The sequence below is a fragment of the Streptomyces sp. NPDC001194 genome, from assembly GCF_042896985.1.
In the GTDB taxonomy this organism is placed as follows: domain Bacteria; phylum Actinomycetota; class Actinomycetes; order Streptomycetales; family Streptomycetaceae; genus Streptomyces.
The window spans coordinates 29804-56224 of sequence record NZ_JBIAXU010000013.1; the positions used below are offsets into that span (position 1 = coordinate 29804).

The window sequence follows — 26421 nt, forward strand, 5'->3', positions numbered from 1 at the left end:
ACCCCCGCTGCGGACCTCCGTACCGGACCCCCGTACCGGGGCGAAGGGCTCAGAGGTCCGCGAGGAACTTCCGGACGGCCCCGTGGAACTCCTCGGGGTGGGTGAACGGCAGGAAGTGGTCCCCGTCCACGGGTGCGTACGAGGTCCCGGGCCGGCGCGCGACCATCGCGTCGGCCGTCTCCTGCGTGAGCGTCTGGCTGCGCGTGCCGTGGACCAGCAGTGCCGGGCAGCGGCTCCCGAGCCAGGTGTCCCAGTGGTCGCCGCGGCAGGCCTCGGCGGAGTCGGTCATGTCCTGCGGGTGGAACGGCAGCCGCCAGCCGCCGTCGGGGAGCGGGCGCAGTGCCTTCGCGACGAACTGCGAGCCCACCGGGCCGGCCGCGGCGAGGAGTTCCTCGCGGGTGGGGGCGGTGTACCGCATGTCGCGCAGGAAGCCGAAGAGGGCCCCCGCGGTGTCGGGTTCGATCGCCACGGTGGCGTCCACGTCGACGAGGGCCGCGACCCGGCCGGGGTGGGCGGCGGCCAGGTGGTAGGCGTTGATCCCGCCGAGGGAGTAGCCGAGGAGGGCCACGGGGGCGTCCAGGCCGAGGTGGTCGAGGAGGGCCACGGTGTCCGAGAGGTAGCCCGCGCGGCCGTAGTCGGGGGCCCGGTCGGAGTCGCCGTGGCCGCGCTGGTCGGGGGCGATGACCCGCCAGGCGTCGCCCAGGGCGTCGGCGAGGCCGGCGAAGGCGAGGCCTTCGGACATGCCCCCGTGCAGGGCGAGCAGCGGGCGGCCCGGGCCGCCGAAGTCCAGGTACGACAGTGCGCGGCCGTCGATCGTCAGCGTGTGGCGCATGGCTTGGCTCTCCCCTGTTGGTCGTGCGGTGCCGGTTGGGTCGTGCGGTTCCGGTGCAGTACGGGTACGAGCCTGCCAGGATTTGGGCAAGTGCGCAATACGATTGTCTTGCGCACTTGCCCAATATCCGTCGCGGATACGATCCCGGCATGGGAAATCGCGAGGACCTGCTGGCCGGAGCGCGGCGCTGTCTGGAGGAGAAGGGCTACCTGCGCACGACCGTGCGCGACATCGCCTCGGCGTCGCGGGTGAGCATGGCCGCGATCGGCTACCACTTCGGCTCGCGCGAGGCCCTCCTCAACCTGGCCCTCTTCGCCGCCATGGACGAGTGGGCCGCCGGGTCCGGCCGGCTCGCCGGCCAGGGCGCCACCACAGCGGAGCGCTACGCCGACACCTGGGACCGCAAGATCCGCGACTTCGGCGACATGCGCTGGCTCTGGATGGCCTCCGTCGAGGCCTTCGTCCACGCCCAGTCCGCGCCCGAGCTGCTCGCCACCCTCGCCGAGAACCAGCGCCAGGCCCGCCGCATGGTGGCCGCGCAGCTGCGCGGGGTCCCCGAGGACGCGGTCGCCGAGGAGGACGTACGGGCCCTCGGATCCGTGCACATCGCGCTGCTGAGCGGGGTGATGGTGCAGGCCCTGACCGACCCGGAACAGGCGCCGACCGGCCGGGAGCTCGCCCAAGGCCTGCGCGCCATGGCCGAGTTGCTCGAAAGCTAGGGGCTACCGAAGGGTAGTAAAGCCGCGTCCCGCACGCCAGAATCCCGGAGGCACCACCCCAGCGGAGGCTGGGAGTCCATCACCGGGTCGGCAAAGGGGCGGGCATGGCACTGGATCGTCGGGCATTTCTGGTCGGGGCGTTGGCGGCGGGCGCCGGCGCGGCCTCGGTACTCGGAGCGGCGGGGCCGGCCGGCGCCCGTACGCTCGGCACGCAGGCCCTGTCCACCCAGGACTGGATGGCCGGACTCGGCGACGGGACCGCGCTCCAGCGGATGACGATCCCCGGCACCCACGATTCGGGCGCCACCAAGGGCGGGCTCTACGTCGCCTGCCAGAACACCTCGATCGCCCAGCAGCTCGACTCCGGGATCCGCTTCCTGGACGTCCGCTGCCGCGTCACCGGCGGCTCCTTCGCCATCCACCACGCCGCGTTCTTCCAGGACCTGATGTTCGGCGACGTCCTCGTCGCCTGCTGGAACTTCCTCGCCGCACACCCCTCCGAGACCGTGCTCATGCGGGTCAAGCAGGAGTACTCCGAAGACAGCGACGCCACCTTCCGCGCCGTCTTCGACGACTACCTCGACAACCGGGGCTGGCGCCCGCTCTTCCGGATCGCGGACTCGCTGCCCACCCTCGGCCAGGCCAGGGGCAAGGTGGTCCTGCTCGCCGACAACGGCGGTCTGCCCGGCCTGCGCTACGGCGACGGGAACGTCTTCGACATCCAGGACGACTACAACACCGAGCCCTTCGCCAAGCGCGGCCGGATCGAGAACCAGTTCCGCAAGGCCGTCCAGCAGCCCGGGAAGCTGTTCGTGAACTACGTCAGCACCGCCGCCTACATGCCCCCGCGCTGGAACTCCGACCGGCTCAACCCGCAGGTGCACTCGTTCGTCGACGGCGGGGAGCTGGCCGGCCGGACCGGGCTCGGGATCGTCCCGATGGACTTCCCGAACACCCGCTCCGGACTGGTCGCCTCACTCATACGGCACAACTGACGGCTGCCCCGGCCGCTCCGGCGGCGGCGCCGGAGCGCCCGGGATGCGGAGCACCGCCTCCGTGCCCGGTCCGCCGTCCGGGGCCCCCCGCAGCTCGACGCTGCCGCCCGCGCGGCGCACCGTACGGTCCACGATCGACAGGCCCAGCCCGCTGCCGGGCAGGGCGCGGGCCGAGGAGGAGCGCCAGAACCGCTCGAACACGTGCGGCAGGTCCTCCGCCGGGATGCCCGGCCCGTGGTCGCGCACGGTCAGCTCGCCGGCCCGCAGCGCGACCTCGACCGTGCCGCCCGGCGGGCTGAACTTCACCGCGTTGTCGAGGACGTTGACCACCGCCCGCTCCAGCGCCGCCGCCTCGCCCCGCACGTACCAGGGCGCGACCTCGTCGGTGAAGTGCAGCTCGGGACCGCGCAGCCGGGCGCGGGACAGCGCGCTCTGCGCGATCTCGTGCAGGGCCACCACCTCCAGCTTGGCGGGCGGGGCCGCGTCCGGGCGGGACAGCTCCTGAAGGTCCCCGATCAGCGCGGCCAGCTCCGTCATCTGCGCCTTGACCGAGGCCAGCAGCTCCTTGCGGTCCTCGGGCGGGATGGCGCGGCCGGTCTCCTCGCTGCGCGCGAGCAGCTCGATGTTGGTGCGCAGCGAGGTCAGGGGCGTGCGCAGCTCGTGCCCGGCGTCCGCGATCAGCTGGGCCTGCCGCTCCTGGGAGGAGGCGAGCGCAGCCGTCATGGAGTTGAAGGACCGCGACAGGCGGGCGATCTCGTCGTCGCCCTCGTCGGGGATGCGCACGGTCAGGTCCTCGGTCCGGGCGATGTGCTCGACGGCGCCCGTGAGCTCGTCGACCGGCCGCAGCCCCGTACGGGCCACCCACAGGCCGGCGAGACCGGCGCCGGCCACCCCGATCCCGGAGACCAGGATCAGCACCCAGGCCAGCGTGGACAGCGGTTTGTCGATGTCGGCCAGCGGCCGGGCCACCGAGACCGCGAAGACCGGGGCGCCGGGCTGGGTCCGCGCCGCGAAGGTGTAGACGCGCATCGCGACGCCGTTGTCGGTCGTCGCGTCGTGCAGCGCCTTGGCCTTGCGGCCCGCCGCGACCTGCTTGTCCGTAGCGGTCACCGGCAGGTCGCTCTGCCCGCTCACCCAGCAGTGGCTGCCGTCCGAGGCGACGACCTGGACCGTGGCGTTCAGGTTCTCGGCGATGTCCTGCTGGGCCTGGGCCGGCGGGCGGGCCGGGCAGCCCTCGCGCAGCCGTTCCAGCACCTGCGCGGTCGGATTGGTGGACATCAGGGACTGGTTCAGCTGGTTGCCCAGCTGGGCCCGCACCATCACCCACGACACTGCGGCCACGGTGGCCACGGCGACGGCCACGGCCGTGGCCACCAGCAGGGCGATGCGGGAGCGCAGCGGGAGCGCGCGGAATCTGGCCGCCGGGCTCACTCGGGCCCTCCGGAGTCGCCGGCCCCGGCGGCGCGCAGGACGTAGCCCACCCCGCGCACGGTGTGCACCAGGCGGGGCTCGCCGCCGGCTTCGGTCTTGCGGCGCAGGTACATGACGTACACGTCCAGGGAGTTGGAGCTGGGTTCGAAGTCGAAGCCCCAGACGGTCTTGAGGATCTGCTCGCGGGTCAGCACCTGCCGCGGGTGCGCCAGGAACATCTCCAGCAGGGTGAACTCGGTGCGGGTCAGCTCGACCTGGCGCCCGGAGCGGGTGACCTCGCGGGTGGCGAGGTCCATGCGCAGGTCGCCGAAGGCGAGGGCGTCCGTGTCGTCGGCGGCCCCGTCGGCGCCGGCCCGCGAGGCCGCGTACGAGCTGCGGCGCAGCAGGGCGCGGACGCGGGCGAACAGCTCGTCGAGCTCGAAGGGCTTGACGAGGTAGTCGTCGGCGCCCGCGTCCAGGCCGGTGACGCGGTCGCCGACGGTGTCGCGGGCGGTGAGCATCAGGATCGGGGTGGTGCTGCCGGAGGCGCGCAGCCGGCGGGCCGCCGTGAGGCCGTCCATCCGGGGCATCTGGATGTCGAGGACGATCAGGCCGGGGTCGTGGGCGGCCGCCTTCTCGAGCGCGTCGAGCCCGTCGACGGCGGTCTGCACGGCGTACCCCTCGAAGGCGAGGCTGCGGCGCAGGGCCTCCCGCACGGCCGGTTCGTCGTCGACGACGAGGATGCGGTGCGGGTCGCCTTCGGCCGGATTCATCTTCGGTCCCCCAGGGGTGGTCGTGTTCGGTCGTACCAGGCTCGCACGGGACGCCCGGGCCGTTTAGAACGACGTCCCGAAGCCGTCGGCGGCGCCGTTGCCGCTGCTGCCGCTGCCCGCGCCGCCGCCGTTGCCCGCTCCGCCCGGGCCGCCCTTGCGGAGGGAGTCGAGGTCGGCCTTGACCGTGTTCACCGGGATGGCGAAGCCGAGGCCGACGCTGCCCGCGCCGGAGCTGTCGCTGGAGGGGGAGTAGATCGCGGAGGGCATGCCCACGATCTCGCCGTTCATGTTGACGAGGGCGCCGCCGGAGTTGCCCGGGTTCAGGGAGGCGTCCGTCTGGATGGCCTTGTACGAGGTGGTGTTCGACCCGGTGTTCCCGTTGAACTGCTGGCCGTCGTACGAGAACGGCCAGCTGCCGCCGCCGCGCTGGCGCTGGGGGGCCTGCTGCTCGGACTTGGGGACGTTCACCTCGCGGTTCAGGGCGGAGACGATGCCGCTCGTGACCGTGCCGGTGAGGCGGTCGGGGGAGCCGATGGCGACGACCTGGTCGCCGACCTTGAGGTTGTCGGAGTTGCCGAGCTTGGCCGGCTTGAGGCCACTGGCGCCCTGGAGCTTGATGAGGGCGAGGTCCTTGTCGGGGTCGGTCCCGACGGTCTTGGCCGTGTACTTCTTGCCGTCGCTCATCGTCACCTGGATCTCGGTGGCGCCGTCGACGACGTGGTTGTTGGTGACGATCTCGCCGTCGGCGGTGACCACGACGCCCGAGCCGGTGCCCTGGCCGGAGCCGGTGCGGGTGTCGATCCGCACGACGGACGGGCTGACCTGCTCGGCGACGCCGGCGACGGTGCCGGTGCTGGACTGCGAGACGTTGGTGCCGCTGATGCCGCCGCCGCTGCGGTCCTGGCCGGCGAGCAGCTGCTGCACGCCGGCGGCGGTGCCGCCGCCGATGACGGCGGCGGCCAGCGCCACGGCCGCGAGCAGTGCGACGGGCCGCTTGGCCCGGGCCGCGTGCGCGGGCCCCTCGGAGGGCGCCGGCGCCATCGGCGGCTGGTGCGCCTCGTGCCACCCGGGCGCCGGAGCCGCCGCCGGCGGCGGGTACGCGGGCGGCGGCGGGTACTCCCCGAAGCCGGCGCTCTGGGTCGGGCGGTTCTCCTGCGGGTACTCGCCGTCGCGGCGGAAGCTCTCGGTCATGTCTACGACTCTGTCCGCGGATCATGAGAGCTTCCTGAGTCCACCCTGAGAAGCCCGACAGAACCGCGTATGCCCGAAATAGGCCCGCCCGCCGGGGCGATGGCCCGGGGCGCGTGGAAAGGGGTCAGCGGCAGCCGCAGGAGCGGCGGATGACCAGGGCCGACGGGAACTGCTTCAGGCGTTCGCGGCGCGAGCCGGCCACGCGGAGGGCGTCGTCCAGGACGAGGTCCACGGCCGCGCGGGCCATCGCCGGGCGGTCCGAGGCGATCGTCGTCAGCGGCGGGTCCGTCAGGGCCGCCTCCTTGACATCGTCGAAGCCGGCCACCGCCAGCTCACCGGGGACGTCGATGCGCAGTTCGCGCGCCGCGCGAAGGACGCCGATGGCCTGGTCGTCGGTGGCGCAGAAGATGGCCGTCGGCCGGTCCGGCCGGGCCAGGACCTCCAGGGCCACCGTGTACGCGTCGTAGCGGTTGTACGGGGCCTCGATCAGCCGGCCCTCGATCGAGCGGCCCGCCTCCAGCATGGCCCGGCGCCAGCCCTCGACGTGGTCGGCGACCGGGTCGCCGACCGAGGGGGTGTTCTCGATGCCGCCGATGCAGGCGACGTACTCGTGCCCGTGCTCCAGCAGGTGCCGGGTGGCGAGCTGGGCGCCGCCGATGTCGTCCGTGACGACCGCGACGTCGTCGATCGCCTCGGGGCGCTCGTGCAGCAGCACCACGCGGGCGTCCCAGGCCTCGATCTCGCTCGCCGCCTGCTCGCTCATGCCCTGGCTGACCAGGATCAGGCCCGAGACCCGCATCCCGAGGAAGGCCCGCAGGTAGTGGACCTCGCGCTCGGTGCGGTAGTCGGAGTTCCCGACCAGGACCATCTTTCCGCGCTCGGCGGCGGCCTGCTCGACCGCGTGCGCCATCTCCGCGAAGAACGGCTGCCGCGCATCGGGGACGATCATGCCTATGAGGTCGGTGCGCCGCGACGCCATCGCCTGCGCGACCCGGTCCGGGCGGTAGCCCAGCTCCTTGATCGCGGCGAGTACACGCTCGCGCGTGGCCGGGGCGACCGGCCGGGGTCCGTTGTTGATGACGTAGCTCACGACGGCGGTAGACGTACCCGCAAGTCGTGCAACGTCATCCCGCGTCACCTTGGCCACGCTCGGGAGTCTACGCGGGGTGACCTACCTCTGGGCAGGCCGTCCTGTCGACTGGACGATCACAGGAGGTTCCTCCATACGGGGGACGTCGGCCGAGGCCCGGGCCGCCGCCTGCGCCGCGGCCTTGGCGGCCGCCTGGGCCGCGGCTTCCGCGGCCGCCCGCTCGACCTTCTCCGGCGTGACGAAGCGGTAGCCGACGTTGCGGACCGTGCCGATCAGGGACTCGTGCTCGGGGCCGAGCTTCGCGCGCAGCCGCCGTACGTGCACGTCCACCGTCCGGGTGCCGCCGAAGTAGTCGTACCCCCACACCTCCTGGAGCAGCTGCGCGCGCGTGAAGACCCGGCCCGGATGCTGGGCGAGGTACTTGAGCAGCTCGAACTCCTTGAAGGTGAGATCGAGGACCCGCCCCTTCAGCTTCGCCGAGTACGTCGCCTCGTCGACCGACAGGTCGCCGTTGCGGATCTCCATCGGGGAGTCGTCGGAGCCGAGCTGCTGGCGGCCGGTGGCCAGGCGCAGCCGCGCCTCGACCTCGGCCGGGCCCGCGGTGTCGAGGAGGACGTCGTCGATGCCCCAGTCGGCGGTGACGGCCGCCAGGCCGCCCTCCGTGACGACGAGGATCAGCGGACAGCCGGGCCCCGTGGAACGGAGCAGCTGGCAGAGCGAGCGCACCTGCGGCAGGTCCCGGCGGCCGTCGACGAGGATGACGTCCGCGCCGGGGGTGTCCACGAGGGCCGGGCCCTCGGCGGGGGCCACCCGGACGCTGTGCAGCAGCAGGCCGAGGGCGGGCAGCACCTCGGTGGACGGCTGGAGGGCATTGGTCAGCAGCAGGAGTGAGCTCATGCCCGACCACCTGCCCAGGTCGGGCGTTCGTGCACGGTTCGCTGGTCCATCACGTCGGTTCCTCCTCGGTCCCGTCGAGGACTTTCGCGGTACTGCTTCGTACGTGGTGCGTGGTGCTTGCGGTGTGACGTTCGCCGGTCCCCGCGCCCTGAGGTCCGGACGGACACCACTGTTCTCGGTCCGTTCAACGCGCTGAAAGCACAAAAGGACCCGGGGGCAACGTTGCCCGGATCCTCTCGCCAGCAGAATAGCCCACCCGTCGCCGCGCGGCCGAGGATCGGCCTTCCCCGCGTCTGTGGTTCATGCCACCCTCACGACCGGCGTATGCCCCGGTTTCACCGGATCGATGGACGTACGGGAGGCCGCCCGGGCGCACGCGGGGCGCGTGGAGGCACACCGGATCCGGTGGCCGGAGGGGTCATCATGGAGGCCGACGGTAGAGAGCCGACGATAGGAGCTGCAGTGGCAACCGGAACCATCCGCTACTGGGCGGCGGCCAAGGCCGCGGCCAAGACGGCGGAGGAGCCGTACTCGGCGCGGACACTGGCCGAGGCGCTCGACGCCGTGCGGGAACGCCATCCCGGTGAGCTGACCCGGGTCCTGCAGCGCTGCTCCTTCCTCGTGAACGAAGAGCCCGTGGGCAAGCGCCCGCACGATGCCGTACCGCTGACCGAGGGGGGCACCGTCGAGGTGCTCCCGCCGTTCGCGGGCGGGTGAGCGGAAACCGATGAGCACTCCCGAGGAACAGCGACAGCGGCAGGGCCAGGAGCCGGACCCGTACGGGACCCAGACCTGGCAGTCGGACACCTGGGAAACCGGCTACCAGCCGGTCCAGCCGCCGCCGGGCGCGCAGCCGGGCCGGCCGGTCGCGCCGGACGGATGGTTCCGCGACGAGGCGGCGGCCGGTGCCGCGCCGGCCGCCGGCGAGGCACCGGTCCCGCAGGCGCAGGGCTGGCCCCTGGCGCCGGAGGGCGCCGGGGCGTGGCCGGAGCCCGCAGGCGCGGGTCAGTCCGCGTACGGGCAGCCCGGTGCGGGGCAGCCCGGTGCCGGGCAGCCCGGTGCGGGTCAGTCCGCGTACGGGCAGCCGGTCGCGCCCGAGGGCTGGTTCCGCGACGAGGCACCCGCAGCCCAGGCCCCGCCGTCCGACTGGCCGCCGAGCACCGGGGCCCAGGCCGCGCCGTCCGCCCCCGTCGCCCCGGCCCCCGCGGCCGACTGGCCGCCGGCCGGTGAGGCGCAGGCCGCCCCCGCGGCCGGCTGGGGCCTGCGCGACGAGGTGCCCGCCGCCTCCGGCTGGGAGCCCGGCGGCTCCTGGACCGAGGGCTCCGCCGCGGAGCAGACGGCGTACCTCCCGCCGCAGCCCGCCGCCCCGGCGGCCGACGCCGCCGAGCAGACGGCCTTCCTCCCGCCGTACCCGGGCCCGGCCGCCGCCGGTGCGCCGTACCCGTACCCGGGTTCCGACGCGGGCGGGCGTCAGCCGGCCGCCGCCGCGGCCGAGACCGCCTACCTGCCGCCGTACCCGGGCGCCGGTGCGGCCGAGCAGCAGGCGCCGCCCGTGGCTCCCGAGGGGTGGTTCCGGGACGAGGCGCCCGCCGCCCAGACCCCCGCCCCCGTCGGCGACCGGGGGCGCAGCGGGTCCGGCGCGGACTGGGCCGAGGGGTCCGCCGCCGAGCAGACCGCCTACCTCCCGCCGCAGGCCGCCGCCCCGCAGGCCGCCGCCCCGCAGGCCGACCCGCAGCCCGCCGCGGGCGGCGCCGCCGAGCAGACCGCCTTCCTGCCGCCCTACCCGGGCCCCGGCTCCGACTCCGGTTCCGACTCCGGCCCGGGCCCCGAGGAGCCGGCCGCCGGCGCCCCGGCCGTTTCCGCGGCTGCGGCTTCCGCCGACGGCGAGGAGCCCGAGTACTCTCCGCCCACCCTCGGGGGGAACACCCTGCGGGCCGTCGATCCGGCCCAGGCGCGGGCCGAGGGCCGGTCGCCGATCATCGACCCCGGGCCGCAGCCGGCCGTACTGACCGCCGCGCTCGGGCTGCTGCTGGCCGGCGCCGCCGCCGTCGGGGACTTCGCCCTGCTCGCGCCGCTGATCGTCCTCCAAGGGCTCACCGCGGCCGGCTGGTTCCGGCTCAACGGCATGTGGCCCGCCCGCCAGGGCATCGCCCTCGCCTTCCTCGGAGCCCTCGTCGCCGACGCGGCCGTGCTCGCCGTGGACGACACGTACGGGCCCGGCGCGATCATCGGCACCCTCGGCGCCTGGGTGCTGCTCACGCTGGTCCTCCAGCTGCGCAGCCACGCCGACCCCGACGAGCGGATGTACGGGCTGATGGCCTCGGTGGCCTCCGCCGCGCTCGCCATCGTCTGCGCCGGCTACCTGGCGGCCGACTCCGCCGCGGTCAGCGTCGGGGCCGCGGCCGTCGCGGTCGCCGTCTTCACCCGCGCGCTGCCGCTGCCGACCCCGGTCTCCGTCGGCGTCTCGCTGGCCGCCGCCACCGGAGCGGGAATCGCCGTCGGCGGGCTGACCTCCGTCGGCGTCGGCGGGGCGCTGCTCGGGCTGGCCGCCGGGGTGTGCGCGCTGATCGGGCTGAGGGTGGCCGCGTACGACTACCCGTCCAAGTTCGTCCACATGACGGCCGGTGTCGCGCTGCCGCTGGCGGCGGCCGCTCCCGCCGTCTACCTCATCGGGCGGGTGGTCGGCTGACGCGGGACGCGGCGGGCGCGCCGCGCCCGCAGCCCGGCCCATCCCCGGTCCTGACGGTCCCCGTACGGCCGTCCATGGTCAACTAGAACGCACGTACCGGTCTACAGGGGGAGGGCACGTGCGGTTCCTGCGCGTCGTTGTGATCATCGGAGTGGTGCTGGGGGCGCTGTTCGCCGGCGTCGACCGCTGGGCGGTGAACTACGCCGAGAACCGGCTGGCCGAGCGCATACAGGCCCGCCAGGGGCTGGCCGGGTCCACGGAGGTGGACATCCACGGGTTCCCGTTCCTGACCCAGGCGCTCAGCCACGACCTCGACCGCGTCGACGTGAAGCTCAAGGGCGTCGAGGCGGTGTCGGACGGCCGCAAGACGCGGCTCTCGGAGCTGGACGCCGGCTTCCACGGCGTGAAGCTGAACGGGGACTACAGCGGGGGCACCGCGAAGCGGGCCGAGGGCACGGCCCTCGTCACCTACCGGGACCTGACCGAGGCCTCGCAGACCGGCGTGACCGTCACGTACGGCGGGGCGCCCGGCAAGGTGAAGGTGACGGCGGCGGTGGAGGTCCTCGGCCGCAGGCTCGCCCCCAGCGTGGTGTCGACGGTCACGCTCGTGGACGCCCCCGGCGGCGGCAAGACGGTCCGCGTCCGGGCCGACGAGGTGCCGGGCGAGGGCCTGCCCGGGGTCGAGAGCGCGGTCCGCAAGAAGACCGACTTCGACCGCAGGCTCGACAGCGGACTGCCGTCCGGGCTCAAGCTGACCGCGCTGACCTCGGACGAGTCCGGCGTGCACCTCACGCTGAGCGGTACGGACGTGGTGCTGGCCGGATCGTGAGACGGTGCCGTCCGATCCGCAGAAGGGGCGGGGCGCGGGAAGGCCCGGGAGGCGGTGCGGCAGCCGTGCGGCGGCATATGCATCCCACTATTCGGACGATCCTGTCTCGGAATATGACACACCGGTGACAGGGCGGCCGATTCGTCCCTACGATCCATGGCTATGAAGCATCAGCAGGCGGACCTCACGAAGCGACGGGCAGTAGACCTGTGTCGCGTCGCCGCCATGCTCTGTCGATCCATGTGACCTGTGAGCGCTTCCGCTCCATCAGCCGGACGACCGTCCTTCCCGCGTGACCGCATTGCAGCCGCCCCCTCCTGCCCGCTGACGCCTCCCCGCGCAGGGCCCGAGGAAGCCGCCCGCAGCGGTACGCACCAGGAGTACCCGCAGATCCCGCCGCACACTGCCCCGGAGGAGAACACCATGAGCCGCAGCGACGTCCTCGTAGACGCCGACTGGGTCGAGGCCCACCTGAACGACGCCGACGTCGTCATCGTCGAGGTGGACGAGGACACGTCCGCGTACGACAAGAACCACATCACCAACGCTGTCCGGATCGACTGGAAGCAGGACCTCCAGGACCCGGTCCGCCGCGACTTCGTGGACCAGGAGGGCTTCGAGAAGCTCCTCTCCGCCAAGGGCATCTCCAACGAGGACACGGTCGTCCTCTACGGCGGCAACAACAACTGGTTCGCCTCCTACGCCTACTGGTACTTCAAGCTGTACGGCCACCAGGACGTCCGCCTCCTCGACGGCGGCCGCAAGAAGTGGGAGCTCGACTCCCGCGACCTGGTCGACGGCACCGAGGTCCCGAACCGCCCGGCGACCCAGTACAAGGCCAAGCCGCAGGACGCCTCGATCCGCGCCTTCCGCGACGACGTCGTGGCCGCGATCGGCACCCTGAACCTGGTCGACGTCCGCTCGCCCGACGAGTTCTCCGGCAAGCTGCTCGCCCCGGCCCACCTCCCGCAGGAGCAGTCGCAGCGCCCCGGCCACGTGCCGAGCGCCCGCAACATCCCGTGGTCGAAGAACGCCAACGACGACGGCACCTTCAAGTCCGACGAGGAGCTGACGGCCCTCTACCAGGCCGAGCAGGTCGACCTCGCGAAGGACACCATCGCGTACTGCCGCATCGGTGAGCGCTCCGCGCTCACGTGGTTCGTGCTGCACGAGCTCCTGGGCCAGGAGAACGTCAAGAACTACGACGGCTCCTGGACCGAGTACGGCTCCCTGGTCGGCGTGCCGATCGAGCTCGGCGCCAACAAGTAACCACGACGGCCGGGCACGCGACGCCCTCCGTAGATACGACCTCTCTAGGACAGGACAGAGAACATGTGTGGAGCACAGATCGGCGGGCCCGACCTCTCGACGCTCAAGCCCGGTGAGACCGCCATCCAGGGCCAGGTGACGCGCGACGGCGAGCCCGTCGTCGGCTACGTGCGCCTGCTCGACTCGACCGGCGAGTTCACGGCCGAGGTCCCGACCTCGGCGACCGGCCAGTTCCGCTTCTACGCGGCGACCGGCTCGTGGACCCTGCGCGCCCTGGTCTCCGGCGGCCAGGCCGACCGCGCCGTGGTCGTGGCCGAGGCCGGCGGCGTGACGGACGTGGCGATCGCGGTCTGAGCACCGCACGCCTGAACGACCGGCCGAAGGGCCGCACCCCCGGGGGTTGGACGCCACTGGAACGGGGTGCGGCCCTTCGTGCCGTCGCGGCCCTGCGCGCCGCCCCCTTCCGGCTCTACGCTGGAGGCATGTACGCCCGGCGGCGCCGCGTCTACTTCGTCCTGATGGGCGGATGCATCTTCCTCTTCGTATCCGCCTGGTCCTTCGTGCGGCTGTTCTCGGTCGAGGCGGCCGTGGCCCTGTGCGTGGTCGCCATGGTCATCCCGCCGGTCGCCGCGATGATCGCGAACCGCCGGGGTCCGGAAGACCGCTGGTGGGACGACCCCTCGGGGGACCCGAAGTCCGACGAGTGGTGGGACGAACTGGACGGAAAGCGGCGTCGCGAGGACCGGCGCGAGGACTGAGGCGCCGCGAGATAAGAATGTAATAAGCACGTGTACAACCACCCCCCTCCTGTACAGGTCATGCGTGTGCACGGGTGATCACCCGATGCCCCATGTCCTGTGGGGGGACTTCCTTGGAACACGCAGAGACCATCCCTGAGCAGCCGGCCGGGGAGGAGACCGCAGCCCGCCGTCCTCGCGGCGGCCGCCGTACGGTCCTCCTGATCGCCGGCGCCGTCGTACTCGGCGTGCTCGCGGGCACGGTCACCGGCTACGCGATCCAGTACGACCGCGAGCCCACGCCCCTGCCGCCGCTGGCGCAGCAGAGGATCGACCAGCCGAAGCCGCAGGCGCCGAACGAGTCGACGAGCACGCGCTCCATCAACGCCAACCGCTGGCACAAGACGGACGACGACCTGACCAAGATGCTGATCGAGGCCCCGTCCGGGGCGAAGGTCACCGCCTCGGGCTACGAGTCCCCGGACGAGTTCTCGGCGGACTACTACAAGCAGCCCAACCAGGGTCTCGGCTTCCTGCTCCGCAAGGACATCCGGCGGATCGCCAGCCGCCGGTGGTCCGAGGACGACCGGAACTACGTCTCGGTGCAGCTGTTCCAGTTCGCCGACCGCTCGGGGGCCGACGCCTACCAGAACGACAAGGGCTACCTGGAGAAGAAGGAGTACGCGGGCAACAAGGGCAAGGACCTGCCGGGTGTCCCCGCGGCCTACGGACATCTCTGGATCGACTCCGAAGCCCACGAGAAGCCCGGCTACTACCCGGTCCGTTCGTCCCGGGTCATCGCCCGCCGCGGCGACATCGTCATGGAGATCGAGTACACGAACAACCGCGGCACCATCGACGAGGGCACGGTCGTCGAGCTGGCCAAGCGGCAGTGGGAGCGCCTGTGAACGACCGGCAGAACGAGGACCTGACCGCCCCGGCGACGGACGTGAGCCCGGCCCCCGCGGCGCCGCCGAGCGTGGCGAAGCGCAGGACCGTGGCGCTGGCCGCCGGCGCCGCCGCGCTGGCCGTCCTCGCCGCAGGCGCCCTCTGGGCGTCCGCTGCGGTCGCCGACGCCGACCGCAGCGCGCCGACCCGGTACTGGCTCGTGGCGGGACCCACGCCGAGCGCCTCGCCGGAGCCGGTCCCGGCCGTGCCGCCGAACGAGCTGACCGGGAAGCTGATGCCGCTGCCGGTCAACTACAGCCTCGGCCCCGACATGGGCGAGGACGGCAACGACTTCTACGTGTCGGGCGAGCGGGCGATCGAAGCCTTCAAGGACGCGCGCTCCGGGCTCTCCGGCGCGCAGCGGGAGCAGCGGGACAAGGCGCTGGCCGACCTGAAGCTGAAGGGCGTGGCCGGACGCAGCTACAGCAAGGACCACCTCGGGCTGGTGGCGGAGGTCCGCCTCACACAGGCCGATCCGGCGGCGCTCGCCAAGTTCTCGGACGTCACCAAGAAGATCCTCGAACTGGTCGCCGACGACCGCCAGGCGCCGAAGGTGGACGGCTTCCCCGACGCCAAGTGCGCGCTGCAGAAGGTGGGCGACCCGGAGGGGAAGGAGAAGGAGGAGATCGACGCCATCGACTGCGTGGCGGTGCAGGGCGACGTCCTCGTGGATTTCCGGGCGTACGGGATCCCGCAGTTCTCCGCCACCGAGGTCGTGGACCTGTTCAAGCAACAGATGAACCACCTGAAGTCCCCCGGGGAGTCCGTGTGACCGAGCAGAACACCGCCGAGACCGTCCCGGCGGACGAGACCGCCCCCGTGGCCGTCCCCGCGGCCGAGACCGAGACCGAGGCCGTCCCGGCGGCCGAGGACGCCGTACCCGCCGCCACACCCAAGGACCGCCGCAAGCTGTTCGCGGCGCTGCGCTGGACGGCCGCCGTCCTCGTCTTCGCCGCCGTCGGCACGGGGGTCACGTACGGGATCGCCCGGCCGGAGCGCACCGACATCCCGGGCCTGTCCACCCGGGACGACGGCCGCTGGACGTACCCGACCCTGGCCAAGCCCGCCCTGCCCGCCGGCGCCCCGCTGCCCGAGGGCCCCGACAACAAGGCCGGCACGCACTACGCGCCGCTCACCGGCCTGCTGCTGCCCGCTCCCGAGGGCGCCCGGCCCGACGACGGGGTCAAGACGGACAAGGACGGGGCGGTGTCCGTCGACGCCTTCCTGGAGGAGTACGCCCCGGACGGCCGGGCGAAGCTCAAGGAGGGCCTGGAGTACGAGGGGCTGCGCCAGATCGTCGGCCGGGGCTGGACCATGCCCGACGGCACGCGCACGCACGTCTACCTGCTGCGCTTCCACGCCGAGGGCTTCGTGGACGCCTTCCGCGGCTGCACCGTCAACATGCGGCTGGCGGGCGCCGCGGTCCTGGAGATGGACCTGTCCTGGAAGGACGTGAAGACCAAGCAGTCCAGCCCGGAGCGGCGGATCGCCGGTTACGCCGGCGGCCTCAGCGGCAACCACGTCAACCTGTACCAGGAGCCCAAGCCGGCGGGCGGCGACGAGCAGACCAGGCTCGGGTGCCTCCAGGCGGGTGACGTCCAGGGCGTGATCGTCCAGACCCGCAAGGGCGAGGTGGCCACCGTCCCCTTCCACCAGACGGTGATCCTGCAGAGCCAGCTGCTCGGCTGACACCTGACGGGAAATGCCGTGCGGCCTACCTCACGGAGTGCACCGGTCCCCGGGCCAGTAGGCTTGGGGACCGGCCCCGTACACGCCCACATCACTTCGAGGAGCACCCCGTGCTTGAGGCATTCTTCACCTCCCTGCTGGTCCTGGTCTGCGTCGGCGTGCTCGCCTTCACCGGCCTCGCAGTGAAGAAGCTGTACCAGGGCCAGCGCTGATCCTCAGATCGGCCGCCGTCCCGGACCCGGAACCCCTCCCACAGATCGCCTGAGCAGCCACACATGATCCAGATCCCGTCCGACCTGAACCCGGGCCTCGTGCCCCTCGCCTTCCTCCTCGGTACCTGGGAGGGCGCGGGCGTCTTCGACTTCCCCGGCGAAGAGAAGTGCAACTTCGGCCAGGAAGTCGTCTTCAGCCACGACGGCCGGGACTTCCTGGAATACACGTCCCGCAGCTGGGTCCTCGACGCCGAGGGCAACAAGGTGCGGCCGCTGGAGTCCGAGTCCGGCTACTGGCGCATCGACAAGGACCGCAAGGTCGAGATCGTCATGGTCCGCGACCAGGGCGTCGTCGAGGTCTGGTACGGCGAGCTCGCCGACCAGAAGCCCCAGATCGACCTGGCCACGGACGCCGTCGCCCGCACCGCCGCCTCCGGCCCGTACAGCGGCGGCAAGCGGCTCTACGGCTACGTGAAGAGCGACCTGATGTGGGTCGGCGAGAAGGCCACCCCGGACGTGGAGCTGCGCCCGTACATGTCGGCCCAGCTCAAGAAGGTCGTCACCCCGGAGGAGGTCGCCGAGATGGCGCGCAACCTTCCGGACATGCCGGACGACGGCATCGCCTTCTTCCGCTGACGGGTCTTGCGCGAAAGGGGACCGCGGGCTCGGCCCGCGGTCCCCTTCGCGCGCTTACACTGGCCGGGTGGGGAGCATCGGAGACACCGAGAGTGCCGACTGGAAGAGCGACCTGCGGCAGCGCGGATACCGGCTGACCCCGCAGCGCCAGCTCGTGCTGGAAGCGGTCGACAGCCTGGAGCACGCGACGCCGGACGAGATCCTCGCCCAGGTGCGCAAGACCGCGTCCGGGGTCAACATCTCCACCGTCTACCGCACGCTGGAGCTCCTGGAGGAGCTGAAGCTGGTCTCGCACGCCCACCTCGGGCACGGGGCCCCCACGTACCACCTCGCCGACCGGCACCACCACATCCACCTGGTCTGCCGCGAGTGCACCGACGTGATCGAGGCGGACGTGGACATCGCCGCCGAGTTCACCGCGAAGCTGCGCGCCACCTTCGGTTTCGAGACCGACATGAAGCACTTCGCGATCTTCGGGCTCTGCAAGAAGTGCGCCGCCAAGCACCAGGACACCCCGTCGTAGGCTTGGTGGCATGACCAGCAGCCCCTTGCTCCATCTCCCCGGCGCCGTACCGGCCGAAGGCCGCGACGAGGGCGTCGCCGCCCACTACGGAGAGCTGTACGGCGAACAGCGCGCGCTCGCCGACGGCCGCGGTTTCGTCGACCTCTCGCACCGCGGCGTCGTCACCGTCACCGGACCGGAACGGCTGAGCTGGCTGCACCTGCTGCTCACCCAGCACCTGACGGAACTCCCGCCCGGGCAGGCCACCGAGGCGCTGATCCTCTCCGCCAACGGCCACATCGAGCACGCGCTCTACCTCGTCGACGACGGCGAGACCGTGTGGGCGCACGTGGAGCCCGGCACCCAGGAGGCACTGATCGCCTACCTGGAGGCGATGAAGTTCTTCTACCGCGTCGAAGTCGCCGACCGCACCGCCGACTTCGCCGTCGTCCACCTGCCGGCCGGCTCCATCGCCGAGCTCGCCGGGAAGCACCCGGTACGGGAGACCCCGTACGGCCGCGACGTCTTCCTGCCCCGCGCCGAGCTGGAGGCCTTCGCCGCCTCCCACGGCCCCGCCGCAGGCCTGCTCGCGTACGAGGCCCTGCGCGTCGAGGCGCACCGGCCGAGGCTCGGACTGGAGACCGACCACCGCACCATCCCGCACGAGCTGGGCTGGATCGGCACCGCCGTGCACCTGCAGAAGGGCTGCTACCGCGGCCAGGAGACGGTGGCCCGCGTCCACAACCTGGGGAAGCCCCCGCGCCGCCTGGTCTTCCTGCACCTCGACGGCTCCGAGGTGCTGCTCCCCGCCCACGGCACGCCGGTCCGGCTCGCCGCCGACGGCGAGGAGGGCCGCCAGCTGGGATTCGTGACCACCGCGGTCCGCCACCACGAGCTCGGCCCGATCGCGCTCGCGCTGGTCAAGCGGAACGTGCCGGTGGACGCCCCGCTGCTGGCCGGCACGACGGCCGCCGCGCAGGAGGTCGTCGTCGCGCCGTAACGGCCGCTAGACGTCGATGACGATGGTGAACGGGCCGTGGTTGGTCAGCGAGACGCGCATGTCCGCGCCGAACCGGCCCGTCTCCACCGTCGCCCCCAGCGCCCGCAGCTGCGCGACGACCTCGTCGACCAGCGGTTCGGCGACCTCGCCGGGCGCCGCCGCGTTCCAGGTGGGGCGCCGGCCCTTGCGGGCGTCCCCGTAGAGCGTGAACTGCGAGATCACCAGCAGCGGCGCGCCCACGTCGCTGCAGGACTTCTCCGCTTCCAGGATCCGCACGGACCACAGCTTGCGCGCCAGCTGCGCCGCCTTCTCCGGCGTGTCGTCGTGGGTCACCCCCACCAGCACGCACAGCCCCTCGCCGACGATCTCGCCCACGGTCTCGCCGGCCACGACGACGCTCGCGCCGTCCACCCTCTGCACCACTGCTCGCATACCACCTGTGTATCAGGCGTGCACCCATCAGGGGCCGATCGGGTGGAGTGGGACTGCACCTGCACCACGGAGAGTGGCACGATGCACGCAGGCGGTGCTTCCCCCCGGTCCCACGGGCCGGGGGAGACCCCATGCACCGGTCGAGGGGACGGACACGTTCACATGAATACTTCTGGTACCTCCGTACCTGCAACACCCGTACCGGCATCACCCGCGGCGACCGCGACGGGCAGCGCGGTCCGACCACCCGCGCAGCGCACGGGCGGTGAGCAGGCGCCGACCACGCCCGCGACCGCGCTCGGGCTGCCCGAGCTGCGTACGCTGCGCCGCGACGCGCAGCGCGACGAGGCCGATCTGAGCTACGTACGCAGACTCCTCCAGGGCCGGATCGACATCCTGCGTGCCGAACTGGCCAGGCGCAGCGACCCGGAGGCCCCGGTGACCCCCGAGCCGCCGGTGGTGGACCGGCTCTCGGAGATCCTCGCCGACGCGCCCTCCAGCCGCAGCGCCTCCGCCCGGCACGTCACGCTCTGCACCCCGCACAGCGAGGAGTTCCGGCTGCTCGCGGCGGAGATGCTGTCGGACGTGGAGCTGTCGGACCTGGCCGCCCGTACCGACGGCGAACTGCACGACGCGATGGGCCGGTTGGTGCGGTACGAGCAGCAGGTCTCGCGGCGCCGGCAGCAGTTGCAGCGCACGGCCGACGACTGCAGCGCGGAAATCACCCGGCGCTACCGGGAGGGCGAGGCTCAGGTGGACGACCTGCTGGTGTAGCCCGCGGGGGTCGCCCGTCCGGCGTGTTCCGGCGCGGGTAATTCGCGCGACGAGGACCGGAGCGGCGGTTAGCGTGGCCGGTTATGAGTGCTGCCGTCCGGCCCATCGCCGAATCCGAATTCCCCGCATGGCTGCAAGCCGTGAACAGCGGCTTCCTGCGCCCTGCACCCGCCACCGCGTCAGAAATCGCCCAGCGGGCCAAGCACACCGACTTCGCCCGCACGCTCGGCGCCTTCGACGAATCCACCGGCCGCTGCGTGGCCACCTTCCGCTCCTTCGCCCAGGAGCTGACCGTCCCGGGCGGGGCGAGCGTGCCCGCGAGTGCCGTCACCAACGTCGCCGTGCTGCCCACGCACCGCCGTCGCGGTCTGCTGACCCGGATGATGGCCACCGAGCTGGCGGCCGCGCGGGAACGCGGCGACGTCGTGTCCACGCTGATCGCAGCCGAGTACCCGATCTACGGGCGCTACGGATACGGGCCCGCCGCATCGATCGCCGAGTGGGAGATCGACGTGAGCCGCACCGGGCTCGACCCGCGCTGGTCCGGGCCCGCGGACGGGGGCCGGATCGAGCTGGTGGACGCGGCCGAGGCGCGCACCGTCGGACCCGGGCTGCACGAGGGGCTGCGGGCGGTGTCGCCCGGCACGGTCAGCCGGAACACGCGCTGGTGGAACCTGGCCACCGGACTGGAGGAGATGGCCACCCGCCCGTACAAGGACAAGTTCCACGCCGTGTACCGGACGGCGCAGGGCGAGCCGGCCGGCCTCGTCGTGTACGGGGCCGACGAGCACTGGACGGACGCGAAGGTCCCGCTCAACACCGTGCAGGTCAAGGACCTGATAGCGGTCACGCCGCAGGCGCAGCGCGCGCTGTGGCACTTCCTGTGCTCGATCGACTGGGTGCTGAAGGTCCGCACGGGCTACCGCGCCCCCGACGACCTCGTGGGCAGGCTGCTGCCCGACCCGCGCGCCGCCAGGATCGTGACGGCCTCGGACTTCCTGTGGGTGCGCGTGCTGGACGTCGTACGGGCGCTGGGCGCGCGGACGTACGAGGTGCCCGGAGTCCTCGTGCTGGAGGTCACGGACCCGGCCGGTCCGGCCGCCGGGCGCTACCGTCTGGACGCGGGCACGGGGGAGTGCGCGGCCACCGGGGAACCGGCGGACCTGCGCCTCGACGCGTCGGCGCTGGGCTCCCTGTACCTCGGCGACGAGTCGGCGGTGCGGCTCGGCGCGCTCGGGCGGATCGTGGAGGAGCGGCCGGGGGCGCTGGCGCTCGCGGACGCGGTGTTCCGCACGGCGCGCCGCCCGTGGTGCCCGGACATCTTCTGAGAGGGATCGGATCCTGTGACTTCGATTGTCGAGACCCTGCGGGCGGCGGGCTGCGTCTTCGCGGAGGAGGAGGCGGAGCTGCTGACGGCCGCCGCCGAGGACGACGGGCACCTGGCGGACCTGGTGGCCCGCCGGGCCGGCGGTGAACCGCTGGAACACGTCGTCGGCTGGGCCCAGTTCTGCGGGCTGCGCATGCGCGTGGGCGAGGGGGCCTTCGTGCCGCGCCGGCGCACCGAGTTCCTGGTGCAGGAGGCGGTGACCCTGGGCCGGCCGGACGCCGTCGTCCTGGACCTGTGCTGCGGGGTCGGCGCGCTGGGCGCGGCGGTGGCGGCGCAGCTGGGCCCGCGGGTGGAGCTGCACGCGGCGGACATCGACCCGGCGGCGCTGGCGTACGCACGGCTGAACGTGGCCCCGTACGGCGGCCGGGTCCACGAGGGCGACCTGTACGCGGCGCTGCCCGACTCGCTGCGCGGCCGGGTGGACCTGCTGCTGGTCAACGCCCCGTACGTGCCGACGGAGGAGATCGGGCTGCTCCCGTCGGAGGCCCGCGACCACGAGCCGCTGACGTCACTGGACGGCGGCCCGGACGGCTTGGACATCCACCGCCGGGTCGCGGCGGGGGCCCTGCCCTGGCTGGCCCCGGGCGGCCGCCTGCTGATCGAGACGAGCGCCCGCCAGTCCCCCCGTACGGCCTCGGCCCTCTCGGCGGCGGGCCTGATCGTCCGCGCCACCACCTCGGAGGAGCTGTACGCCACGCTGGCGATCGGCACGCGCGCGGCCTAGGTCGTGTCGGCAAAGTCGCACCGGCCAGAAGGGACTCTGACGACACGACCCAGGGAGACGGGGACGCCTGCGCCTCAGGGCGTGGTGAGGGCCCGGGCCAGGGGCCGGCCGGTCCTGCGGGCCCGTTCCGTGCGTTCGCGCACCTCGCGCAGGGTGCGCGGGCGGTAGCCGGGTCCGCAGCCGCAGCAGGCCTGCCGGAAGTCGACCCCGGCGGCCAGCAGGGCGCCGACCACGCGCCAGCCGTTGACGTCCCGCCGCGGCGGCGCCGCGAAGGCGTCGCCGGCGCACACCAGTGCCCCGCGGCAGCGCGGGCACCGGTGGCTCCGCTCCTCGCCGCGCTCGCCGTGGCGGGCGAGCTTGAGCGAGATCCGGCAGGACGGGCAGACGTGGGCGAACCGATGCGGCATGGCGAAGCTCCTGCTCGTGGATCCGTGCGGCCGCGCGCCATGCGGCCCCCCGGCCCCCGGGCCGCGGTCGTCCCGTGAGCGTACGGACAACGCGGCGGCGGGGCGAACGAGTTGACGGGGCCCGGCCCGGGCCCGGCGCGGCCGGGGGCGGTCGCGGGCTCCCGCCGGCGCCGCCCCCGCCGTACGCTGGCCGGGTGACGCTCGATGACCTCAGACGGCTGCGCCGGGCCCGGGACATGATGGACCGCGAGTACGCCCGGCCCCTCGACGTGGCCGAGCTGGCGCGGGTCGCCCTGATGTCCCCGGGGCACTTCTCCCGCAGCTTCCGGGCCGCCTTCGGGGAGACCCCGTACAGCTACCTCATGACCCGCCGCGTCGAGCGGGCGAAGGCGCTGCTGAGGCGGGGGGACCTGAGCGTCACGGAGGTCTGCTTCGAGGTCGGCTGTACCTCGCTGGGCTCCTTCAGCTCACGTTTCACCGAGCTGGTCGGCGAGAGCCCGAGCGCGTACCGGGCCCGCGGCCACGAACCGGGCGCGGCCATCCCGGCGTGCGTGGCCAAGATCCTCACGCGGCCCGTCAGGAACGGCCCCGCCACGAGCGGGCCCGCCGAGAACGGCCCGGAAGCGGAATCCGCCGCACGCGCTTAGCGTCGACTGCATGGAGATCAAGCTGTCCCAGTGCTTCATCGCGGTCGACGACCACGACAGAGCACTCGCCTTCTACCGCGACGCCCTCGGCCTCGAGGTGCGCAACGACGTGGCGTTCGAGGGCATGCGCTGGGTGACCGTCGGCTCGCCCGCGCAGCCGGACGTGGAGATCGTCCTCGAACCGCCGGCCGCGAACCCGAACGCCGCGCCCGCCGACCGGCAGGCGATGGCCGAGCTGCTCGCCAAGGGCATGCTGCGCGGCGTGATCTTCTCCACGGACGACGTCGACGCCGCTTTCGAACGCATCCGGGCGGCGGGCGGCGAGGTCCTCCAGGAGCCCGCCGACCAGCCGTACGGCGTCCGCGACTGCGCCTTCCGCGATCCGGCCGGCAACATGCTCCGCTTCAACCAGCCCCGCGCCGGTGGGTGATTTTGCAAGCGGGTGCTTGCAATAGTTAGCAAGGTGCGGCAGGATCGGGGCATGGCATCGCTCAACGTCGGAAATCTCGGCGAATACCTCCGCGAGCAGCGGCGGCAGGCCCAGCTCTCGCTGCGGCAGCTGGCCGATGCGGCGGGGGTGTCGAATCCGTACCTGAGCCAGATCGAGCGCGGGCTGCGCAAGCCGAGCGCGGACATCCTGCAGCAGCTGGCCAAGGCGCTGCGGATCTCCGCGGAGACGCTGTACGTGCAGGCCGGGATCCTCGACGAGCGCGATCGCGACGAGGTCGAGACACGGGCCGTCATACTCGGCGACCCGTCCATCAACGAGCGGCAGAAGCAGGTGCTGCTCCAGATCTACGACTCGTTCCGCAAGGAGAACGCGGCCGAGGCCGACCCGGCCGATCCGTCCGACCCGCCCGGCGGGGACGACGCGATGCACCCTACGAACTGAACTGTGATCCGGGAGGACCAGCCACCATGGCCATCGCCGATGACCTGAAGAAGACCCTCACCGACCCGACGCCGCTCTACTTCGCCGCCGGCACCGCCGACCTCGCGGTCCAGCAGGCCAAGAAGGTGCCCGGGCTCATCGAGCAGCTGCGCGCCGAGGCCCCCGCGCGCATCGAGGCCGTGAAGAACACCGACCCCAAGGTCGTGCAGGAGAAGGCGCGCGAGGCGCAGGAGGCGGTCGCCGCCAAGTTCGCCGACGTGCTGACCGCCATCGACCCGAAGAAGCTCGGGGAGACCGCGCAGGACCTGGCGCTGCGCGGCGTCGGCGTGGCCGCCGAGTACGCGGTGCGCGCCAAGGAGACGTACGACAAGGTCGCCGAGCACGGCGAGCAGGCCGTGCGGACCTGGCGCGGCGAGGTCTCCGAGGAGATCGTCGACATCGCGGTCGCCGTCGAGCCGAAGCAGGAGCAGGTGCCGGCGCAGGAGCAGGCCGAAGAGCCCGCCGCCGCCGACGCCTCGGCCGAGGAGAAGCCCGCCGCCCGGCGCAACGCGGCGCGCAAGAACAACGTGAAGAAGGCCGCCGTCGCGGCCGGCGACGAGAGCTGAATCCCGGACGGGATTCGGATTCAGTGACGGCGGGCCGGGCACCAGCGAGGTGTCCGGCCCGTTGTCGTCTGCGGGGGCCGCTCTGCCGGTAGCGTGGAGGCAGGCGGCATCAGGCGTGCGAGCGTGAGAAGGCGGTCAGGCGATGTTGATGAACGGGTTCGATAACGGAGTGCTTCCGTTGCTCGGGTTCGCCATGCTGGCACTCGCCGTCGTGGCCTTCGTGTTCGCGCTGCTGGCGCGCGAGGACGCCTACCGCGCCGCCGACAAGCAGACCAAGACGTTCTGGCTGGTCATCCTCGGTGTCACCGTGCTGGTGGACTTCTTCCTGGGGATGCTGTTCCTGGAGATCGCCGGCCTCGTGGCCACCATCGTGTTCTTCGTCGACGTGCGTCCGGCCCTCAAGCAGGTCTCGGGCGGCGGGCGGGGCGGCCGGCGCAGTGGTGGCGGGAGCAGCAGCGACGGTCCGTACGGCCCGTACAACGGCGGGCGCTGACCCGCGTCGGGGACCCGTCCGGGCCCCCGTCGGGGCTTCGGGGGCTTCAGGGCTCGACAAGGCCGAAGGCCGTCAGGGCGGTCAGGGCCGTCAGGATCCGTTGCGGGAGAGCAGGACCACGGCCACGTCGTCGGTGAGCTCGCCGCCGTTGAGGCGGCGGGCCTCGGTGACGGAGGCCTCCAGAAGGCCCTCGCCGCTCAGGCCGCGGTCGAGGTGGCGGTTGATCATCTCGACCATTCCGTCCTGGCCCAGCCGTTCCCTGCCCTCGCCGATGCGGCCTTCGATCAGCCCGTCGGTGTAGAGCATCAGGCTCCAGGTGCCGCCCAGCTCGACCTGGCGGCGCGGCCAGCGGGCCTTGGGCAGCAGGCCGAGCGCCGGGCCGCTGTTCTCGTACGGGAGGAGCCGCGCGCGGCGGCCCGGCCGGGATATCAGCGGGGCCGGATGGCCGGCCAGGCACAGGCCGGCGCGGCGGCCGTCGGGGGAGATGTCCACCGTGCACAGGGTCGCGAAGATCTCGTCGCCGGGGCGCTCCACCTCCAGGACCTCCTGGAGGGTCGACAGCAGGTCGTCGCCGCACAGGCCGGCCAGGGTCAGCGCGCGCCAGGCGATGCGGAGCTCGACGCCGAGGGCGGCCTCGTCGGGGCCGTGGCCGCAGACGTCGCCGATCATGGCGTGGACGGTGCCGTCAGGGGTGCGGACGGTGTCGTAGAAGTCCCCGCCGAGGAGCGCGCGGCTGCGGCCGGGGCGGTAGCGGGCGGCGAAGCGGAGGTCGGATCCTTCGAGGAGGGGGTTGGGGAGCAGCCCCCGTTCCAGGCGGGCGTTCTCCTGGGCCCGAAGTTTCGATTCTGCGAGCTTGTACTGGGCGATGTCCGCCCGCTTTCTCTCCACGGCGTAGCGGATCGCCCGGCTCAGCAGCCGGCCGTCGAGCTCGTCGCGGAAGAGGAAGTCCTGCGCGCCGACCCGTACGGCCTCGGCGGCGCGCTCGGCGTCGGCCTCGGCCGTGAGGACGAGGACGGCGTGGCGGGGCGCCATCCGGAGCACCTCGCGCAGGGTGTCCAGCTGGTCGACGACGGCGGTGCGCGAGCCGCCCGCCGTCGTGGATCCGGTGGCGGGGAGGGAGAGGTCGAGCAGGATGCAGTGCACGTCGTGCGTGAGCAGGCGCGAGGCCTCGGTGAGGTTGCGGGCGGTGCGGAGCCGGATGCGGTGCCCGTCGGCGTCGAGGATCTCGGGCACGGTGAGCCCGCCCGCGGGATCGTCCTCGATCACCAGCAGGGTCAGGGACGCCTGGGGCGCGGTGGCGTGCGCGGCGGGGACGTGCGCAGGCGCCGGCGAGGCGGCCGGCGGGAGTGCCGACGGGGTCGCCTGAGCGCTCTCCGTGGCGGGGGTGTCCCTCTGCCGCGGTACGGGTACGGCCATCGTCTCCGGTTCCTTCCCTCCCCCCGAGGGTGCGTCCGGCAGACCCTAGCGGGCGGCGGCCGGGGAGCGGAATGGCGTTCCCGGCCGGCGCCGCAGGCATATGCCGTTATCGCGGGGGAAAGTCCGCCTCACTGGGTGCCCACTGAATGAGAAACGTCACGGCGACGGCGATCGCCGTCCCGCCCACCGAGACGTCGCCCGGCCCTCCGGGGTTCCCTCACCGCGA

32 protein-coding genes are annotated in these 26421 nt (G+C 72.9%); 23 read left to right on the forward strand and 9 right to left on the reverse strand.

What is annotated here, in order from left to right; all coding sequences use genetic code 11:
* Positions 1–49: 49 nt before the first annotated feature.
* A complete protein-coding gene (locus tag ACFY1T_RS23825) occupies positions 50–832 on the reverse strand; it encodes an alpha/beta fold hydrolase (protein ID WP_390789961.1) in 783 nt (260 codons plus the stop codon).
* Positions 833–981: 149 nt separating this feature from the next.
* On the opposite strand from ACFY1T_RS23825, the gene ACFY1T_RS23830 reads away from it, so the two are divergent.
* Both ACFY1T_RS23830 and ACFY1T_RS23835 read left to right on the forward strand, forming a co-directional pair.
* Entirely contained in the window at positions 982–1551 is a 570-nt protein-coding gene (locus ACFY1T_RS23830) for a TetR/AcrR family transcriptional regulator (protein WP_030858702.1), read from the forward strand.
* Positions 1552–1655: 104 nt separating this feature from the next.
* Positions 1656–2546 (forward strand): phosphatidylinositol-specific phospholipase C, encoded by an 891-nt coding sequence (locus ACFY1T_RS23835; protein WP_390789962.1) that lies wholly within the window; start codon positions 1656–1658, stop codon positions 2544–2546.
* On the opposite strand, the gene ACFY1T_RS23840 is transcribed toward ACFY1T_RS23835, so the two are convergent.
* The 5 genes from ACFY1T_RS23840 to ACFY1T_RS23860 form a co-directional block, all read right to left on the reverse strand.
* Positions 2526–3977, reverse strand: coding sequence for a sensor histidine kinase (locus ACFY1T_RS23840; RefSeq protein ID WP_390789963.1), 1452 nt, complete (start codon positions 3975–3977; stop codon positions 2526–2528). The genes ACFY1T_RS23835 and ACFY1T_RS23840 overlap by 21 nt on opposite strands.
* On the reverse strand, positions 3974–4729 hold the full coding sequence (locus ACFY1T_RS23845) for a response regulator transcription factor (protein WP_030858696.1): 756 nt from the start codon (positions 4727–4729) through the stop codon (positions 3974–3976). The genes ACFY1T_RS23840 and ACFY1T_RS23845 overlap by 4 nt, the downstream gene beginning before the upstream one ends.
* 63 nt (positions 4730–4792) lie before the next feature.
* A complete protein-coding gene (locus tag ACFY1T_RS23850) occupies positions 4793–5920 on the reverse strand; it encodes a S1C family serine protease (RefSeq protein WP_390789964.1) in 1128 nt (375 codons plus the stop codon).
* Positions 5921–6044: 124 nt separating this feature from the next.
* The gene (locus ACFY1T_RS23855) at positions 6045–7067 is read right to left on the reverse strand and encodes a LacI family DNA-binding transcriptional regulator (RefSeq protein ID WP_361759350.1); all 1023 of its coding nucleotides are present in this window, start codon (positions 7065–7067) and stop codon (positions 6045–6047) included.
* A 24-nt stretch (positions 7068–7091) separates the two neighbouring features.
* Entirely contained in the window at positions 7092–7907 is an 816-nt protein-coding gene (locus ACFY1T_RS23860; RefSeq protein ID WP_030858689.1) for a response regulator transcription factor, read from the reverse strand.
* 462 nt (positions 7908–8369) lie between these two features.
* Here ACFY1T_RS23860 and ACFY1T_RS23865 point away from each other — a divergent pair, with 462 nt between their 5' ends.
* From ACFY1T_RS23865 to ACFY1T_RS23925, 13 genes are all read left to right on the forward strand, one after another.
* A complete protein-coding gene (locus ACFY1T_RS23865; RefSeq protein WP_030157092.1) occupies positions 8370–8624 on the forward strand; it encodes a MoaD/ThiS family protein in 255 nt (84 codons plus the stop codon).
* Positions 8625–8634: 10 nt separating this feature from the next.
* Entirely contained in the window at positions 8635–10596 is a 1962-nt protein-coding gene (locus ACFY1T_RS23870; protein WP_390789965.1) for a hypothetical protein, read from the forward strand.
* Positions 10597–10714: 118 nt separating this feature from the next.
* A complete protein-coding gene (locus ACFY1T_RS23875; RefSeq protein WP_390789966.1) occupies positions 10715–11425 on the forward strand; it encodes a DUF2993 domain-containing protein in 711 nt (236 codons plus the stop codon).
* A 162-nt stretch (positions 11426–11587) separates the two neighbouring features.
* Positions 11588–11671: a putative leader peptide gene (locus tag ACFY1T_RS23880; protein ID WP_350206375.1), complete on the forward strand. Its 84-nt coding sequence runs from the start codon at positions 11588–11590 to the stop codon at positions 11669–11671.
* A gap of 177 nt (positions 11672–11848) precedes the next feature.
* Positions 11849–12694 (forward strand): sulfurtransferase, encoded by an 846-nt coding sequence (locus ACFY1T_RS23885; RefSeq protein WP_030858676.1) that lies wholly within the window; start codon positions 11849–11851, stop codon positions 12692–12694.
* A 63-nt stretch (positions 12695–12757) separates the two neighbouring features.
* A complete protein-coding gene (locus ACFY1T_RS23890) occupies positions 12758–13048 on the forward strand; it encodes a DUF1416 domain-containing protein (protein WP_390789967.1) in 291 nt (96 codons plus the stop codon).
* A gap of 56 nt (positions 13049–13104) precedes the next feature.
* On the forward strand, positions 13105–13452 hold the full coding sequence (locus tag ACFY1T_RS23895) for a DUF3099 domain-containing protein (RefSeq protein WP_390790093.1): 348 nt from the start codon (positions 13105–13107) through the stop codon (positions 13450–13452).
* A 113-nt stretch (positions 13453–13565) separates the two neighbouring features.
* The gene (locus ACFY1T_RS23900) at positions 13566–14339 is read left to right on the forward strand and encodes a hypothetical protein (protein WP_390789968.1); all 774 of its coding nucleotides are present in this window, start codon (positions 13566–13568) and stop codon (positions 14337–14339) included.
* The gene (locus tag ACFY1T_RS23905) at positions 14336–15151 is read left to right on the forward strand and encodes a hypothetical protein (RefSeq protein WP_390789969.1); all 816 of its coding nucleotides are present in this window, start codon (positions 14336–14338) and stop codon (positions 15149–15151) included. Before ACFY1T_RS23900 ends, ACFY1T_RS23905 begins: the two co-directional genes overlap by 4 nt.
* Entirely contained in the window at positions 15148–16068 is a 921-nt protein-coding gene (locus ACFY1T_RS23910; protein ID WP_390789970.1) for a hypothetical protein, read from the forward strand. Before ACFY1T_RS23905 ends, ACFY1T_RS23910 begins: the two co-directional genes overlap by 4 nt.
* Positions 16069–16343: 275 nt before the next feature.
* Entirely contained in the window at positions 16344–16916 is a 573-nt protein-coding gene (locus tag ACFY1T_RS23915; protein WP_390789971.1) for an FABP family protein, read from the forward strand.
* Between the two features lie 67 nt (positions 16917–16983).
* Complete coding sequence (locus ACFY1T_RS23920; protein WP_229338304.1) at positions 16984–17439, forward strand: Fur family transcriptional regulator; 456 nt, start codon at positions 16984–16986, stop codon at positions 17437–17439.
* 10 nt (positions 17440–17449) lie between these two features.
* The gene (locus ACFY1T_RS23925; protein ID WP_030858656.1) at positions 17450–18418 is read left to right on the forward strand and encodes a folate-binding protein YgfZ; all 969 of its coding nucleotides are present in this window, start codon (positions 17450–17452) and stop codon (positions 18416–18418) included.
* Between the two features lie 6 nt (positions 18419–18424).
* Here ACFY1T_RS23925 and dtd read toward each other — a convergent pair whose 3' ends face one another.
* Entirely contained in the window at positions 18425–18850 is a 426-nt protein-coding gene (dtd, locus tag ACFY1T_RS23930; RefSeq protein ID WP_390789972.1) for a D-aminoacyl-tRNA deacylase, read from the reverse strand.
* Between the two features lie 162 nt (positions 18851–19012).
* On the opposite strand from dtd, the gene ACFY1T_RS23935 reads away from it, so the two are divergent.
* From ACFY1T_RS23935 to ACFY1T_RS23945, 3 genes are all read left to right on the forward strand, one after another.
* Positions 19013–19624, forward strand: a complete 612-nt coding sequence (locus tag ACFY1T_RS23935) for an AmfC protein (RefSeq protein ID WP_390789973.1) — start codon at positions 19013–19015, stop codon at positions 19622–19624.
* Positions 19625–19707: 83 nt separating this feature from the next.
* Positions 19708–20952 carry a GNAT family N-acetyltransferase gene (locus ACFY1T_RS23940; RefSeq protein ID WP_390789974.1) on the forward strand — a complete coding sequence of 415 codons (1245 nt, stop codon included), beginning with the start codon at positions 19708–19710 and terminating at the stop codon, positions 20950–20952.
* Between the two features lie 15 nt (positions 20953–20967).
* Positions 20968–21735: a putative protein N(5)-glutamine methyltransferase gene (locus ACFY1T_RS23945; protein WP_390789975.1), complete on the forward strand. Its 768-nt coding sequence runs from the start codon at positions 20968–20970 to the stop codon at positions 21733–21735.
* A 74-nt stretch (positions 21736–21809) separates the two neighbouring features.
* Here ACFY1T_RS23945 and ACFY1T_RS23950 read toward each other — a convergent pair whose 3' ends face one another.
* The gene (locus ACFY1T_RS23950; RefSeq protein ID WP_390789976.1) at positions 21810–22142 is read right to left on the reverse strand and encodes a deoxyxylulose-5-phosphate synthase; all 333 of its coding nucleotides are present in this window, start codon (positions 22140–22142) and stop codon (positions 21810–21812) included.
* A 194-nt stretch (positions 22143–22336) separates the two neighbouring features.
* Here ACFY1T_RS23950 and ACFY1T_RS23955 point away from each other — a divergent pair, with 194 nt between their 5' ends.
* From ACFY1T_RS23955 to ACFY1T_RS23975, 5 genes are all read left to right on the forward strand, one after another.
* Positions 22337–22789, forward strand: coding sequence for a helix-turn-helix transcriptional regulator (locus tag ACFY1T_RS23955; RefSeq protein WP_390789977.1), 453 nt, complete (start codon positions 22337–22339; stop codon positions 22787–22789).
* Positions 22790–22799: 10 nt separating this feature from the next.
* Positions 22800–23219, forward strand: a complete 420-nt coding sequence (locus tag ACFY1T_RS23960) for a VOC family protein (RefSeq protein WP_390789978.1) — start codon at positions 22800–22802, stop codon at positions 23217–23219.
* Positions 23220–23270: 51 nt separating this feature from the next.
* Positions 23271–23681: a helix-turn-helix domain-containing protein gene (locus ACFY1T_RS23965; protein ID WP_030858640.1), complete on the forward strand. Its 411-nt coding sequence runs from the start codon at positions 23271–23273 to the stop codon at positions 23679–23681.
* Positions 23682–23707: 26 nt separating this feature from the next.
* Positions 23708–24286: a hypothetical protein gene (locus tag ACFY1T_RS23970; protein ID WP_390789979.1), complete on the forward strand. Its 579-nt coding sequence runs from the start codon at positions 23708–23710 to the stop codon at positions 24284–24286.
* A 142-nt stretch (positions 24287–24428) separates the two neighbouring features.
* The gene (locus ACFY1T_RS23975) at positions 24429–24779 is read left to right on the forward strand and encodes a DUF2516 family protein (protein ID WP_030858636.1); all 351 of its coding nucleotides are present in this window, start codon (positions 24429–24431) and stop codon (positions 24777–24779) included.
* A 90-nt stretch (positions 24780–24869) separates the two neighbouring features.
* On the opposite strand, the gene ACFY1T_RS23980 is transcribed toward ACFY1T_RS23975, so the two are convergent.
* Positions 24870–26195 (reverse strand): PP2C family protein-serine/threonine phosphatase, encoded by a 1326-nt coding sequence (locus ACFY1T_RS23980; RefSeq protein ID WP_390789980.1) that lies wholly within the window; start codon positions 26193–26195, stop codon positions 24870–24872.
* Positions 26196–26421 lie beyond the last annotated feature (226 nt).